We start from the raw sequence: 15,112 nt of genomic DNA, 5'->3' as shown, positions 1-15,112 counted from the left end.
GGTGTTGCTTTTCAGAAAAGAAAACAGTAAATAAATGAGTCAATCCAACCACAAAGACGATAGCTGTTGCGCTACCAAAGCCAGCCAACATAGCCACGAACATAACCATAACCATGAAGGAGGCGAAGAACATGACCACGATCATGGTGGAGACCCTTCTGCTTTTAAGACCTATTTGCCCGCAATTGTAACCTTGGCAATGTTGCTTATCGGTATAGCTTTCGATAATATTTTCAAGCTAGAGGCTTTTCAAGTCATTCGGCCTTATTGGTACATTGTTGCCTATTTACCTGTTGGTGTTCCGGTTTTAAAGGAAGTTTGGGAAACCTTTAAAGCCAAAGATTTTTTCACGGAGTTTTCGCTAATGTCTATCGCTACTATTGGTGCATTCGCAATTGGCGAATATCCGGAAGGGGTAACTGTAATGCTCTTTTACACCATTGGAGAACTTTTTCAAATGGCTGCGGTTAACCGGGCAAAGCGAAATATTTCTGCTTTATTAGATGTTCGTGCAGATGTTGCCAGCGTATTGCGCAACGGAAGATATGAAACCATAAAACCTGAAGGCGTTGAAATTGGGGAAACCATACAGATTAAAGCGGGTGAAAAAATTCCGCTCGATGGCGAGATGCTTTCGGATGGAAGTAGTTTTAATACCGCGGCGCTTACTGGAGAAAGCAAACCGAAAACCATTGCTAAAGGCGGTAGTGTTTTAGCAGGAATGCTTAATCTCGATAAGGTTATCGAAATAAAAGTAACAAAGCTTTTTGCCGATAGCGCCTTATCCCGTATTTTGGAAATGGTTCAGAACGCCACCACACGCAAAGCGAAAACTGAACTATTTATCAGGAAGTTTGCCAAGGTTTACACCCCGATTGTCTTTTTTTTAGCACTCGCTTTGGTTGCGATACCGTTTTTAATTTTAGGTAAGGATTATCATTTTCAAACCTGGCTATATCGTTCTCTGGTTTTTTTGGTTATTTCCTGCCCTTGTGCACTGGTTATTTCTATCCCGCTCGGCTATTTTGGTGGTATTGGCGCCGCCTCGGCGCATGGCATTTTATTTAAAGGCTCTAACTTTTTAGATTTAATTACCAAGCTAAATACCGTTATTATGGACAAAACCGGAACACTTACGAAAGGTGTTTTTCGGGTTCAAAAAGTGGAAAGTGCTATTGATAAAGAGGAATTTTTAAGTTTGCTTACCGCATTAGAGGCAAAATCTACGCATCCAATTGCGAAGGCAATTGTTGAGTATGCTGGCGAAAAGGAAATTTACCCGGCAGAACACATTGAGGAAATTAGCGGAATGGGCCTTAAGGGAAGTGTGAACGGTAAGCAAGTGCTGGCCGGAAATGCTAAGCTTTTAAGTAAATTTAATATCAGTTTCGATTCAAAAATTGCAGATATTGAGGAAAGCATTGTTGTTGTAGCGGTAAATGGTGCCTACACAGGCTACGTTTTAGTTGCCGATGAAATTAAAGAAGACGCTGCTGAGGCGATTAAACAATTGCAATTAAATGGCGTACAAGATGTGGTGATGTTAAGCGGCGACAAAACATCTATTGTTAAAAAAGTTGCAGGTATGCTGGGCATAAATTCCTATTTCGGCGATTTGTTGCCAGAGGATAAGGTGGCCAAACTCGAAGAGATTAAAAAGGACAAAACAAGGGTGGTTGCCTTTGTTGGCGATGGTATAAATGACACACCGGTTTTAGCAATTAGTGATATTGGCATAGCGATGGGCGCTATGGGAAGCGATGCTGCTATTGAGACGGCCGATGTGGTTATTCAAACGGATCAACCTTCGAAAATTGCGACCGCGATAAAAATTGGTAAAGCGACCAAAAACGTGGTCGTACAAAATATTGTATTGGCTTTTGCTGTTAAAGCATTGGTTCTAATTTTGGGTGCAGGTGGTTTGGCCACCATGTGGGAGGCCGTTTTTGCTGATGTTGGCGTTGCGTTATTCGCAATTCTCAATGCAGTCAGAATTCAAAAAATGAAGTTTTAATCATCGGAAAATTAGTTAAATGATTCGTTATGAATTAGCAGGCGTTTTAAAAGGAATTAGCGGAAACGGCTAACTTTGCGATGAAATATTGTTTTTGCTTTTTCAAATCAAAAGAAACAGCTCACATTTCTGGCGCCTCGGGTAAAGCAACATACTGAAATGAGCCAAACTTTTGGCTTTATGCTTTAGTCTTTCAGCTTAATTAGCTATTTTTGGGGCTTTTACTATAATTCATGAGCATTTCCACGCATTACAATCCTGCAGAAACAGAAGATAAATGGTATAGCTATTGGCTATCCAAAAAGTTTTTCCATTCCGAACCCGATGAACGCGAGCCTTACACAATCGTAATTCCGCCGCCGAATGTTACCGGAGTGCTGCACATGGGGCATATGTTAAACAATACGATTCAGGATGTATTAATTCGTAAGGCTCGCATGCAAGGCAAAAATGCTTGCTGGGTTCCTGGAACCGACCACGCATCTATTGCTACCGAAGCAAAGGTTGTTGCCATGTTAAAGGAGCAGGGCATCAATAAAAAAGACCTTTCACGCGAAGAATTTTTAAAGTATGCCGGGGAATGGAAGGAAAAATACGGTGGTATTATTTTAGAACAGTTAAAGAAACTTGGTGCAAGTTGCGACTGGGACCGCACCCGTTTTACGATGGAGGAAGATCTGTCTGCTGCGGTAATCGATTCGTTTATTCACTTGTATAAAAAAGGTTGGATTTACCGCGGAATCCGCATGGTCAACTGGGATCCGGCTGGCAAAACAGCAGTTTCTGATGAAGAAGTAATCCGTAAGGAAGTAAACCAGAAACTGTACTACATTCGTTATAATATTGTTAGTGGCGATAATGCGAACTACGGAAACCAGTCTGCGGATTATCTGGTTGTTGCAACAACCCGGCCGGAAACAATTATGGCAGATGCCGCAATTTGTATAAACCCGAACGATGAACGCTTTACGCACTTAAGAGGTAAAAAAGTTTTCGTGCCTTTGGTTAACCATGAAATACCGGTAATTGAAGATGAATATGTTGATATTGAATTTGGTACAGGTTGTTTAAAAGTTACGCCTGCACACGATTTGAACGATTATGAGCTTGGCGTTAAACACAATTTGCCGGTTACCGATATTTTAAATGACGACGGCACATTGAACGAACTGGCGGTTATTTTAGTTGGCGAAGACAGGTTTGTAGCCCGAAAAAAAATCGCCAAAATGTTGGAAGAAGCCGGTCATCTGGATAAGGTTGAAGATTATAAATCGCAGGTGGGTTTTTCTGAGCGAACCGATGCAGCCATTGAGCCAAAACTCTCTATGCAATGGTTTGTGAAAATGAAAGAAATGGCGCAGCCTGCTTTGGAAGATGTTTTAAATGGTGAAGTAAACCTGATTCCGAATAAATTTGAAAACACTTACCGCTACTGGATGGAAAACGTTCGCGACTGGAATATTTCCCGCCAGCTCTGGTGGGGACAGCGCATTCCGGCTTGGTATGATGATAAAGGGAACTGGGTAGTTGCTAAGACTAAAGATGAGGCTTTAGAGGAGTTCTGGAAGAAAAAACATTTGGATGAAAGCTATTCGGAAACCGAGAAAGCTGGATTTAAGCATCAATTGGAACCTTTTCTAAAACAAGATGAGGATGTGATGGATACCTGGTTTTCGTCATGGCTTTGGCCGATTTCTGTTTTCGACGGTTTTAAAGATCCAGGTAATAAAGACATTAACTACTATTACCCAACAAATGATCTGGTTACAGCACCCGAAATTTTGTTTTTCTGGGTGGCCCGTATGATTATGGCTGGACATGAGTTTATGGGCAAAAAGCCATTTACCAATGTTTATTTAACAGGAATTGTCCGCGATAAATTAGGGCGTAAAATGTCTAAATCTTTAGGTAATTCGCCCGATCCTATTGGCTTAATTGAAAAATATGGTGCTGATGCGGTTCGCGTAGGGATGTTGATGTCGTCTCCGGCAGGAAACGATTTAATGTTTGACGAAAGCTACTGCGAACAAGGTCGTAATTTTGCCTCGAAAATATGGAATGCATTTCGCCTGGTTAAGGGATGGAAAATAGACGAAAACCTGGAAAATCCGAACACACAAGCGATAAACTGGTTTGAAAACCGTTTTAATGAGGCCTTAGTTGAGATTGAAGCTAACTTTAAACAATATCGCCTGTCGGAAGCGTTGATGATAACCTATAAACTGGTGTGGGATGATTTCTGCGCATGGTATTTGGAAATGGTTAAGCCGGCTTACCAACAGCCAATTGATGCAGAAAGTTACAAAATAACAATCGCCTTTTTTGAGAACATCATAAAGTTACTGCATCCAAATATGCCATTTTTAACAGAAGAATTATGGCATGATGATTTGTTTGCGGCACGTGACGAAATGGATTGCTGCATTGTAGCCGAATTTCCGAAAGGAGGCTCAATAGACGATAAATTATTGAAGGATGCTGAGGTGATCAAAACCGTGGTTGCAGAAATTAGAAATGTTCGTAACCAAAAGCAGATTTCGCCAAAAGAAGCTCTGCCACTGAGTTTGAAAGTAAATTCTGATATCGATTACGAAAAATGGTTAAACATCGTTTTCAAGCTGGCTAACGTTTCTGAAGCTGAAATTGTAAATGATAAAATCGCAGGTGCTACCGCTTTTATGGCTGGTAAAGACGAATTTTTTATTTCCTTAACAGAAAACATTGATGTTGATGCAGAGCGCATCCGCTTAAACGCAGATTTAGTTTATTTAAAAGGTTTCTTAAAATCTGTGGAGGCAAAACTCAGCAATGAGCGTTTTGTTCAAAATGCAAAGCCAGAAATTATTGCCAACGAACGCAACAAAAAGGCCGATGCCGAAGCTAAAATCAACATAATTGAAGAAAGCCTCGCAATGTTAGGATAATTTTTGTGCTAAACCGTAAAATTTAGTAAAGCCCTTTAGAAAAATATTCTGGAGGGCTTTTCTGTTATGCATTTTGTTTCTTTGGATTGTTTTGCCCTCCTTGCGTTTTGCAACATTAAAGAATTTTGGCAAAACGGCCGCCTTTCCAAGCGTTTCTAAATTGTTACCAAACTCATTCTGTTCTGTTGAGTTAAACTCTTATTTTGGCATTGTATAAGGCTTACGGGTTTTCTAACCATCATTTCTATAAAAAAACATAATGAAACTACAGATTTCTATTGTTGCAATTTTACTTTCATTATTCTTATCTGGGTTTCAAAGAGAACCAAAACATTTCATTGCTCTGGGGATTGTGGCTCCGATAGAAAAAGATAGTTTAGTAAGCGCCTCAGGATTCGGTTTGATCGGAGAATCTGTTGGGAGAATGATAGCTCCATCGTTATCGGAAGAAAAGTTTAAACTAAACCTTAAAGCCATATCAAAACTCAAAACGAAACTCTACATGTGTAACGTCATGTTTCCTGGGCAGATGAAAATAGCTGGCCCGAATGTTAAGGAAAATGTGGTTTTGGACTATGTTGATAGTTTATTTCAACGTGCGCAGCAGGCAAAAATTACGCTTATCGTACTTGGCAGTGGCACAGCAAGGCGTTTGCCAGATGACTACGATGTTAAAAAAGCTACGCTGGAGTTTGCTTCGCTCTGCAGGAAAATTGCAGGCGTTGCTGCAAAATATAAAGTGAAAATTGCTTTGGAGAACCTTCAAAGTAAAGAAACCAATTTTCTTAATACTGTGAAAGCTGCAGCAGAAGTGGTAAGACTGGTTGACCATCCTAACTTTAAGCTGAATGCAGACATTTTTCATATGCGTAGAGAACATGAATCTCCGGAAAGCATTGTCAATGCCAAAGATTTGCTTATTCACTGCGAAATTGCGGAAGATGAGGAACGGACATTGCCTGGCATTAAAGGTGATGACTTTACAGATTACTTCAAAGCGTTGAAAACGGCAAATTATCGCGGGCCGGTTTTTGTTGAAGCAGGAAGCAGTTATTCGGATGCGCAGCTAAAATACTGCGCTCAGTTTTTAAATCAACAGATTGATAAAGTCTACAAAAATTAATAACATTAGTCAATTGCTATTATCCACATTATGGAAAACTCCAGGAGAACATTTATTAAGCAGTCTGCAATTTTTGCAGCGGCCACGTACGCGGGTACGATGGGTATGAGTGCAAAAAGTTACGGCCGGATAATTGGCGCCAACGATAGGGTTCGGGTTGGCGTGGTTGGCTTTTCCGACCGCTTCAAAGATACCTTGCTGCCATGCTTTTTAAACCATAACAAAGAACTTAACTTCGATATCGTCGGACTTTCAGATTTGTGGAATTACCGCAGAGATTTAGGTATTACGCATTTGAAGCAAAAATTTGGACACGATATTAAGGCTTGCAGAAATAATGAAGAGCTTTACGCTACCAAAGATTTAGACGCGGTAATCATCAGTACGGCCGATTTTCAACATGCATTGCACACCATTGAGGCCGTAAAAGCCAATTGCGATGCCTATGTAGAAAAGCCTTTTGCCGAAACAATGGATGATGCAAAGGCAGCGCTAAAAGCCGTGAAAGCTACGGATAGAATTGTTCAGATCGGGTCGCAAAGAAGGAGTGGCGAGAACTATGCTAATGCTGCCAAATATATTCAGGATGGAAAATTCGGACCGATTACAGCAGTGGATTTGGTTTGGAATGTAAATCAACCTGGCCGCTGGCGCAGGCCGGATTTGGTTGCCAGGCTTAAAGAGGAAGATATCGACTGGAAGAGATTTCTTTTAAATCGTCCAAATGAAGCCTTTGATCCAAGAAAGTATTTAGAATATCGTTTGTTCTGGCCATATTCTTCAGGGATGCCGGGCCAATGGATGTCGCACCAGATTGATACCGTGCACTGGTTTACCGGTTTAAAACATCCAAGAAGCGTTGTTGCAAACGGCGGAATTTACACCTGGAAAGATGGTCGCAGAAACTGGGATTCGATGGTGGCTGTTTTCGATTATGGTATGCCTGAGGCTGAAGATGGTTTTCAGGTAACTTTTACTTCCCGCATGCAAAATAGCGTTGGCGACGTGGGTGAAGTATATTATTCAAATGGCGGCGAACTAAACCTGATTACCAATAAAGTTTCACCAAAAGGTGGATTGAGGCAGCAGGAAGCCGCTGCGATGGGCATGAAAGCCAATTTGTTGCCCGAATTTGATTTAAGTAAAACAGAAATTAAAGCGGCAACCGGTGCTAATATGGGCGGCGACATGCTTACTTCCGGGCACATGAGAAACTGGATGGAATGTGTTCGTAGTCGGAAAACGCCGAATGCACCTGTAGAAGCCGGCTATTCACATTCAATTGCTAACATCATGACAAATGCTGCCGTTCGTACCGGCGCTAAATCCGTTTTCGATGAGAAGCGCCAGGAAGTAATAGCAAATGGAAAAGTTTTTAAATATTGATACTCAAAGCCTCGCAAACACGATAAAAAGATAGAACACGATCATCATGATAAAAATCAAAAAATATAGTATCCTAGCCCTTTCCTTAATCAGCTTATCGGCTGCTGCGCAAAAAGTAAAGCCACTTTTTGATGGTAAGACATTAACCGGCTGGAAAGCCGTAGCCGGTGCTGCCCCTTACAAGGTCGAAGATGGCGCAATTGTAGGCACCATGACCAAAGGAACGCCAAATTCATTCTTGATTACCGAAAAGGAATACGGTGATTTTATTCTTGAACTGGATGTAAAGCTCGAGGGGGAAACCACGAATTCTGGTGTTCAAACCCGTAGTCACCTTAAGCCGGAGGGCAATAACGGCAAAGGATTGGTTTTCGGCAGGCAGGTAGAAATAGACCCAACACCAAGAGCGTGGACAGGCGGCGTTTATGATGAAGCGAGAAGATTATGGTTGTATCCGCTCGAGCTAAATCCATCAGCAAAACCCTTGTACAAGAAAAATGAATTTAATCATTACCGGATTGAAAACATTGGCAATGAGCTGAGAACCTGGGTAAATGGAACACCCGTTGCCTACGTGATTGACACGCTCGACAAAGCTGGGTTTATTGGCTTACAGGTGCATGGAATTGGCAATGAATTAGGCAATGATGGTAAAAAGGTTTACTTTAAAAATATCAATATTCAAACAGAAGGTTTAAAATTTAAATCTCTCCCGAAGGGGATTTATGCCGTGAATTTAACGCCAAATAATTTATCAGCTTACGAAAAATCGGAAGGTTACAAGCTTCTGTTCGATGGTAAAAGCAATGCCGGCTGGGTTGGCGCTTATAAAACTGCTTTTCCGGCAAAGGGTTGGAAAATCGAAAACGGCGTAATCAGCGTAGAGCCATCAGGCGGAGCAGAATCTACGAACGGTGGCGATATTGTTACCAGGGAGGAGTTTGCAGCTTTTGATATGTCGTTCGAATTTAAACTGACACCCGGCGCAAACAGCGGTGTAAAATATTTTGTTACCCTGAGCGAAAAAAATACCGGTTCTGCAATTGGTTTGGAATACCAGGTTTTGGACGATGTGCTGCATCCGGATGCAAAACTAGGTAGGGATGGGAACCGCACTTTGGCATCGTTATACGATTTAATTACGGCAAAAAAGGAACCTCGTTACCTAAGGCCGATTGGCAGCTGGAATAATGCCAGATTGGTCGTTTATCCAGATAACAAAGTTGAACACTACCTTAACGGCGTGAAAGTTTTAGAATATGTTCGTGGCTCGGAAGCGTTTAAGCAACTCGTAGCCATTAGCAAATACAAAGACTGGAAAAATTTCGGTGAGGCGTCAAAAGGACATATTTTACTTCAGGATCATGGTAATAAAGTAGATTTCAGAACCATTAAAATTAAGCCATTGTAAATGCATCGTCGTTCCTTCATAAAAAAGTCGGCATTGTTTGGTACCGGTATTTTAGCAACTGAAACTGTATTGGCTAACCTGAATTTGAACCGTGAAAAAATCATCAATATTGCGATGATTGGTTGCGGAGATAGAGGTAAAGGTGTGCTTTCTGTTATCGCATCAATGCCTGCAAAATTTAACATTGTAGCCTATTGCGACGTTTTGGATTTTCGCCTGGAAGAAACAAAAAAGTATGTTCCGGCGGCTGCGAGGCGGGTTAAAGATTATCATAACGTTTTGGATGATAAATCAATCGATGCAGTTTTTATTGCGACGCCTTTGAGCGAACATTTTAAAATTGCAAAAGATGCTGTGCTGGCGGGTAAGCATGTGTACGTAGAAAAAACCATGACTTATAACATTGCAGAGGCTTTAGAACTGAGGAGTTTGGTTTTGAAATTTCCAAAACAGGTTTACCAGGTTGGTTATCAATATCGGTATTCGCCTTTATATTTCCGCGTTAAGGATATGATTAAAACTGGCTATCTGGGTAAAGTTTCGCAGGTAGATTGCCGCTGGGACCGGAATGGGAATTGGAGGCGAAAAATTGCCGACCCAAAATTAGAGCGACAAATAAACTGGCGCATGTACAAACAATATTCCGGCGGTTTAGCGGCAGAGCTGCTCTCGCATCAAATAGATTTTATTAACTGGGCGTTTGAAACGCAGCCAGATGAAATTACAGGCACCGGTGGAATCGATGTTTTTAAGGATGGACGCGAGACTTATGATAACATTCAATCGGTGCTTCGGTATAACAAAGCCGGGATGATTGGTAATTTCGGCGCCACTTGCGGAAATGCTCATGACGGTTATCTTTTTAAAATAAAAGGGACTAAAGGCTCCGTTTCTCTGCTTACAAATACAGGGATTTTTTATCCGGAGCAGGAAACAAAAAAAGAATTGGGCATTGTAGATGGCGTAACCGGCGCCAGTAAAATTGTTGTAAACCAGGATGGTGGCATCCCGATTCTCGATAAACCAACAATGGATGGCACAAACTATGCACTCGAGGAATTTTATGAATCGATTATCTCCGGAAAAGTTCCTGCATCAAATGTAAAAACGGGTACGCAAGCGGCCATTTGTGTAGCCATGTGCAATGAGGCAATTTATTCTGGCAACAAACAGCTTTGGAAAGCCGGGTACAGCATCTAAATTAGGGGGTGATTATTAAGGGAAAATTGTAGTTACAAATCTGCGTATTCAGGCATTTCCGGCGTAAAAGCAAAGCTTCCTTTGGCTAAATCCATTTTGGCATACACGTGTTGAAGTCCGTTCGTAAGTACAATCCATTTAGCTTGGTGGATGGAATTGTACCGCGAAGCCTGCTCAAAAACAGCCTGTGTAATTTTAACTTTTGGCGCTTTGCACTCTATCAGCATCAGCTTTTCTCCTGCGCTGTTATAAACCAAAATATCACTCCGTTTTTGAAGTTGATTTAAAATTAATCCACCCTCAATTTGAATAAGCGTTTTTGGAAACTTTTTGCCTGCAATTAAATTTTGGATAAAATGCTGCCGAACCCATTCTTCCGGCGTTAACACCAAGTGCTTCTTCCTTAATTCATCAAAAATAAAAACAACATCATCTTTCCGGGTTATTTTAAATGGATATGGCGGAAGATTTAGTGGGGTCGGGGTAAACATTTTTCAGTTGGCGGTTCTCAGCAGAAAGAATCTCGTTAACAGTTTAGCAATAAACTAATTCAAACAAATTAAGGAAACAAAGTTAATATTGTTTGCAAACATTTAATAAATCCTAAAAGCTAAATTGTAATTTTACGGCAATGACTGCTGCCGAAATTATTAAAGACCTCAAAAGCCGGAAATTTAAACCGGTGTATTTACTGCATGGCGAAGAATCGTATTACATAGATCAGGTAACTGATTATATTGAAGATAAGTTGCTTAGCGACGCTGAAAAGGGTTTTAATCAAACTGTTTTGTATGGCAAAGATACCGACATGGCAACTGTTTTAGGTGCCGCAAAGCGATATCCTATGATGTCTGATTATCAGGTTGTTATCGTGAAAGAAGCTCAGGATTTGAAATGGGGAAAAGAAGATGCCAGCAGTAAAGAGGCAGAATTTGTATTAAACTATTTTGAGAAACCTTTGTCAAGCACAATTCTGGTTTTGGCGTTCAAATACGCAAATTTTGATAAGCGTAAAAAGATTTACAAAGCAATTGCTAAAAGCGGATTAATTTTCCAGTCAGACCCGGTTAGGGATTATAAACTGGTGCCCTGGATTGAGGAATTTGTAAAAGATAAAGGTTATAAAATCGACCAACAGGCATCTGTACTGATGGCTGAATATTTAGGAACGGATCTTTCTAAAATTGCGAATGAGATAGAAAAACTGATGCTAAATGTTGCTAAAGACGTTACAATCAATAGCGATTTGGTTCAGAAAAATATTGGCATCAGCAAAGAATACAATGTGTTCGAACTCCAAAAGGCCCTGGCCATTCGCGATGTTTTAAAATGCAATAAAATCATTAACTATTTTGCAAGCAACCCGAAAGCAAATCCAACGGTTATGGTAATGGCTAATCTGGGCGGCTATTTTACCAAGCTGTTAAAATATCATTACATTCCAAACAAAGCTGATGCCGCATCTGCACTTGGTGTGCCTCCGTTTTTTGTGAAGGATTACGAATCGGCAGCCAGAAACTACAATACAGGCAAAGTTTTTCAGGTCATTAGTCTGCTTAGGGAATACGATTTAAAAAGTAAAGGCTTAGACAGTTCAGGAAATGTGAATGATGGCGAACTTTTAAAGGAACTCGTTTTTAAAATTATACATTGATGTTAGCTTAGTTGTTAAGGTGGTGAATTTATCAATAGTGAAGCTGATTTAGCAGCCATGAAAAGCCCCGATTTACGGGTTTAAGAATTAACATTACTAACCGACAAAGTAAATAACCCATTAAAATAAATAACCGATATGCTACAGGGATTAAGAACAATAGTTTATTACGTTGGCGATTTAGAGGCTGCAAAAGAATGGTATAAAAAAGTATTTGAAATTGAGCCGTATTTTGATGAATCTTTTTATGTAGGTTATAACGTTGGTGGTTTCGAATTGGGATTAAATCCTGATGATACGGGTTACAGTAACGGCAACCATTCCATTACCTATTGGGGTGTTGCAGATATTAAGCAAACATTTACCCGCTTTAAAGAACTGGAAGTAGAAATACATGAGCAACCAAATAATGTTGGCGGCACGGTTTGGGTTGGAAGCATTTTCGACCCCTTTGGAAACGTTATCGGACTTATAGAAAATCCGGAATTCTCCCATTAGATTTCTTTTTGAGGCGAAATTCTTAAAATAAAGCCTTTGTAACTTAAAAGTTATTTCAAATACCGTATCAAAACCTGTCGGCAGACTATATTTACGGTTAAATCAACTAATTTGTTATGAAGAAAAATTTACTCAGCATTTTATTTGCTGTTTCTGCCATTGCTTGCGTTCAGGCGCAGGTGAGACAAGGCGGAGGTGCTGCAACAACCGACTCCACGCGGAGAGCGCCGGGCGCAGCCCTGGGTTCGGGTGTTAGAGCGCAGCCTAAACCTTACGATCAGGTTATTACAAGCAAAACATCAACCAGAAGGGGAATGATAACAACGCATAAACTGGAAGATAAATTCTTCTTTGAAATTGCGGATTCCACTTTGGGAAGAGATATTTTGGTTGTTAGCCGTATTTCAAAGTCTGGCGCCGAAGTTAGAGCGGCACAGGGGTATGCCGGCGACCAAATCGGAAGCTCGGTTATCCGTTTCGAGAAAGGACCGAACAATCGCATTTTCATGCGGAAAATAAGTTACAGAACTTACGGTCCTGATAGCACCACGTCAATGTATCAATCATTGAAAAATTCAAACATTCAAGCCATTGCGGCTTCGTTTAACATTGCCGCATATACTCCTGATAAAAAAGGAAGCGTAATTGATGTTACCGAATATCTTAACAGTGATAACGATATTTTTTATTTCAGTTCTCCGGCTGCGAAAACCCGTTTCAGGTTAGGTGCGCAACTTGCTGATAGAAGTTATGTTGTTGCTTTGAGAAGTTTCCCGATGAATGTGGAAATTAATACAGTAAAAACTTACAGCTTAACTGCAGCCCCAAACCCATTTGGTGGTGCTGCTCCGGCTGGGATGGGCGGTGGTGCCTCTGCAGGTTCATCAACTATCGAACTAAATACGTCACTGGTTATTCTGCCTAAAGTACCAATGAAAGCCCGCTACTTCGATCCTCGTGTAGGTTATTTTGCTGTTGGTTATACCGACTTCGACTTAAATCCACAGGGTGTTAAAGAAATCGAGTTAATTAAAAGATGGAGACTGGAGCCGAAACCACAGGATTTAGCCAAGTATAAACGTGGCGAACTGGTAGAGCCGGTTAAACCAATTATTTTTTACATCGACCCGGCAACCCCGAAAAAGTGGGTTCCATACTTAAAAGCTGGAGTTGATGATTGGGCAAAGGCGTTCGAAAAAGCAGGTTTCAAGAATGCAATTATGGCCAAAGAAGCGCCAACTGCAAAGCAGGATTCTACCTGGAGTATTGATGATGCTAGCCATTCGGCAATCGTTTACAAACCTTCTGAAATTGCAAATGCAAGCGGTCCAAGTATTTCAGATCCACGAAGTGGTGAGATTATGGAAAGTCATATAAACTGGTTCCATAACGTACAAAAACTGGTTCACGACTGGTACATGATTCAAACTGCAGCTGTAGATCCAAGGGCTCGCAAAATGACTTTCAGCGACGAATTGATGGGCGATTTGATTCGTTTTGTATCATCTCACGAGGTTGGTCACACTTTGGGCTTACGCCACAACTATGGCTCAAGCTCTACTGTTCCTACAGAAATGTTGAGAGATAAAAAATGGGTTGAAGCAAACGGCCATACACCATCTATTATGGATTATGCCCGTTTTAATTATGTGGCTCAGCCTGAAGATAACATCTCATCCAAGGGCTTGTATCCACGTATTGGTGATTACGACAAATGGGCGATTGAGTGGGGCTACAAATATTTCCCTGAAACCAAAAATGCACAGCAGGAAGTTCCGATTTTGAACAAGATGACAATCGAATCTGCTAAAAACCGCAGGTTATGGTTCGGTACTGAAACCAATCCTGATGATCCACATTCGCAGAACGAAGATTTATCAGATAATGCAATGAAAGCGAGTTCTTATGGCATTAAAAACCTAAAAGTAATCTTAAGTAATTTACCTGTGTGGACTAAAGAACCTGCTGACGGATACGACAATTTAGCAAACATGTACGGTCAGTTGACTACCCAATTCGGTCGTTATATGGGCCATGTGACCAAAAATATCGGCGGTGTTTATGAAAATCCAAAAACAGTTGAGCAGGCTGGAGCAGTTTACGAACGTACGCCGGCCGCAACACAAAAAGAGGCGATGAACTTCTTAGATGTGCAGTTGTTTAAAACACCAATGTGGATGATTGATAAACCGATTTTAGATAATATTGATCAAGACGGTTTAGAGGTTGTTGGTAGATTGCAAAACACAACAATTAACAGGTTGTTGGGTACAAATACGTTAACAAAGTTGATTTCTGCAGAAGCTGCGGATGGCGCAAGTGCCTACAAAATTACCGATTTGTTTGGTGATTTAAACGCTTCGATTTTTACCGAATTGAAAACTAGTCAGCCTATAGATGTGTATAGAAGAAATCTTCAAAAAATGTATGTTGATAAATTGATTTCAATCGTTAAACCTGGACCAGCGCCTACCGCTATTAACGCGATATTAGCTGGTGGGGGTAGAGGTGGAGCTGCTCAGGGTGGTATCACAGCTTCGCAAAGCGATGTGCTTTCTGTTGTAAAAGGCGAATTGAAATCCTTAGACGCTACGATTAAAACTGCTGCAAACTCTGCAACTGGTTTAAGCAAATATCATTTAGAAGATCTAGCGGGCAGAATCGACGATGCGCTTGATGCTAAAAGCAAATAACAAATAATTCGACTATTTAAAAAGGCTTCCTGAATTTTGAAGTGCACCCGAAAAGTTAGACAAATTTAATTTAATTAATAATATGATGAGCTCGGTATTTAACCGGGCTCATTCCTTTTAGATTAAGTTTGATTCTGTCATTGTTATAATACCTGATATACTCTTGATGTCTTTTCTAAGTTCTTCGATATCGTCATATTTATTCAGGT

Annotated in this window: 10 protein-coding genes and 1 pseudogene; 9 read left to right on the top strand and 2 right to left on the bottom strand. The window is 40.7% G+C overall.

The window, feature by feature from the left end; genetic code table 11:
- The first annotated feature begins 34 nt into the window (after positions 1 to 34).
- The 6 genes from ASG14_RS06600 to ASG14_RS06575 all read left to right on the top strand — a co-directional run bounded on the left by ASG14_RS06600 (position 35) and on the right by ASG14_RS06575 (position 10,058).
- A complete protein-coding gene (locus ASG14_RS06600; protein ID WP_056870285.1) occupies positions 35 to 2,014 on the top strand; it encodes a heavy metal translocating P-type ATPase in 1,980 nt (659 codons plus the stop codon).
- Positions 2,015 to 2,247: 233 nt separating this feature from the next.
- A complete protein-coding gene (locus ASG14_RS06595) occupies positions 2,248 to 4,938 on the top strand; it encodes a valine--tRNA ligase (protein ID WP_056870284.1) in 2,691 nt (896 codons plus the stop codon).
- Between the two features lie 259 nt (positions 4,939 to 5,197).
- Entirely contained in the window at positions 5,198 to 6,061 is an 864-nt protein-coding gene (locus tag ASG14_RS06590) for a sugar phosphate isomerase/epimerase (protein WP_056870283.1), read from the top strand.
- A 30-nt stretch (positions 6,062 to 6,091) separates the two neighbouring features.
- Entirely contained in the window at positions 6,092 to 7,447 is a 1,356-nt protein-coding gene (locus ASG14_RS06585) for a Gfo/Idh/MocA family protein (RefSeq protein ID WP_056870282.1), read from the top strand.
- Between the two features lie 46 nt (positions 7,448 to 7,493).
- Positions 7,494 to 8,858, top strand: coding sequence for a DUF1080 domain-containing protein (locus ASG14_RS06580; RefSeq protein WP_056870281.1), 1,365 nt, complete (start codon positions 7,494 to 7,496; stop codon positions 8,856 to 8,858).
- Complete coding sequence (locus ASG14_RS06575) at positions 8,859 to 10,058, top strand: Gfo/Idh/MocA family protein (RefSeq protein WP_056870280.1); 1,200 nt, start codon at positions 8,859 to 8,861, stop codon at positions 10,056 to 10,058. It begins immediately after the preceding gene.
- A 32-nt stretch (positions 10,059 to 10,090) separates the two neighbouring features.
- Here the strand turns inward: ASG14_RS06575 and ASG14_RS06570 are convergent, their stop codons facing one another.
- On the bottom strand, positions 10,091 to 10,549 hold the full coding sequence (locus tag ASG14_RS06570; protein ID WP_056870279.1) for a type I restriction enzyme HsdR N-terminal domain-containing protein: 459 nt from the start codon (positions 10,547 to 10,549) through the stop codon (positions 10,091 to 10,093).
- A 140-nt stretch (positions 10,550 to 10,689) separates the two neighbouring features.
- On the opposite strand from ASG14_RS06570, the gene holA reads away from it, so the two are divergent.
- The 3 genes from holA to ASG14_RS06555 all read left to right on the top strand — a co-directional run bounded on the left by holA (position 10,690) and on the right by ASG14_RS06555 (position 14,903).
- The gene (gene holA, locus ASG14_RS06565; protein WP_056870278.1) at positions 10,690 to 11,712 is read left to right on the top strand and encodes a DNA polymerase III subunit delta; all 1,023 of its coding nucleotides are present in this window, start codon (positions 10,690 to 10,692) and stop codon (positions 11,710 to 11,712) included.
- 138 nt (positions 11,713 to 11,850) lie between these two features.
- Entirely contained in the window at positions 11,851 to 12,210 is a 360-nt protein-coding gene (locus ASG14_RS06560; RefSeq protein WP_056870277.1) for a VOC family protein, read from the top strand.
- A gap of 116 nt (positions 12,211 to 12,326) precedes the next feature.
- The gene (locus ASG14_RS06555; protein WP_056870276.1) at positions 12,327 to 14,903 is read left to right on the top strand and encodes a zinc-dependent metalloprotease; all 2,577 of its coding nucleotides are present in this window, start codon (positions 12,327 to 12,329) and stop codon (positions 14,901 to 14,903) included.
- Between the two features lie 70 nt (positions 14,904 to 14,973).
- Here ASG14_RS06555 and ASG14_RS20210 read toward each other — a convergent pair.
- A pseudogene (locus tag ASG14_RS20210) lies at positions 14,974 to 15,112 on the bottom strand (IS3 family transposase); the annotation flags it as partial.

Source organism: Pedobacter sp. Leaf194, assembly GCF_001423945.1.
Lineage (GTDB): Bacteria > Bacteroidota > Bacteroidia > Sphingobacteriales > Sphingobacteriaceae > Pedobacter.
Note: the sequence above shows the minus strand (reverse complement) of the source record. Positions and strands in the feature narration are given on the sequence as shown.

What these genes read in the sequence shown, in the direction of transcription:
- holA (WP_056870278.1), top strand. Translation starts at nt 10,690, where the DNA reads ATGACTGCTGCCGAAATTATTAAAGACCTCAAAAGCCGGAAATTTAAA.
- ASG14_RS06555 (WP_056870276.1), top strand. Translation starts at nt 12,327, where the DNA reads ATGAAGAAAAATTTACTCAGCATTTTATTTGCTGTTTCTGCCATTGCT.
- ASG14_RS06575 (WP_056870280.1), top strand. Translation starts at nt 8,859, where the DNA reads ATGCATCGTCGTTCCTTCATAAAAAAGTCGGCATTGTTTGGTACCGGT.
- ASG14_RS06560 (WP_056870277.1), top strand. Translation starts at nt 11,851, where the DNA reads ATGCTACAGGGATTAAGAACAATAGTTTATTACGTTGGCGATTTAGAG.
- ASG14_RS06580 (WP_056870281.1), top strand. Translation starts at nt 7,494, where the DNA reads ATGATAAAAATCAAAAAATATAGTATCCTAGCCCTTTCCTTAATCAGC.
- ASG14_RS06600 (WP_056870285.1), top strand. Translation starts at nt 35, where the DNA reads ATGAGTCAATCCAACCACAAAGACGATAGCTGTTGCGCTACCAAAGCC.
- ASG14_RS06585 (WP_056870282.1), top strand. Translation starts at nt 6,092, where the DNA reads ATGGAAAACTCCAGGAGAACATTTATTAAGCAGTCTGCAATTTTTGCA.
- ASG14_RS06595 (WP_056870284.1), top strand. Translation starts at nt 2,248, where the DNA reads ATGAGCATTTCCACGCATTACAATCCTGCAGAAACAGAAGATAAATGG.
- ASG14_RS06590 (WP_056870283.1), top strand. Translation starts at nt 5,198, where the DNA reads ATGAAACTACAGATTTCTATTGTTGCAATTTTACTTTCATTATTCTTA.
- ASG14_RS06570 (WP_056870279.1), bottom strand. Translation starts at nt 10,549, where the DNA reads ATGTTTACCCCGACCCCACTAAATCTTCCGCCATATCCATTTAAAATA.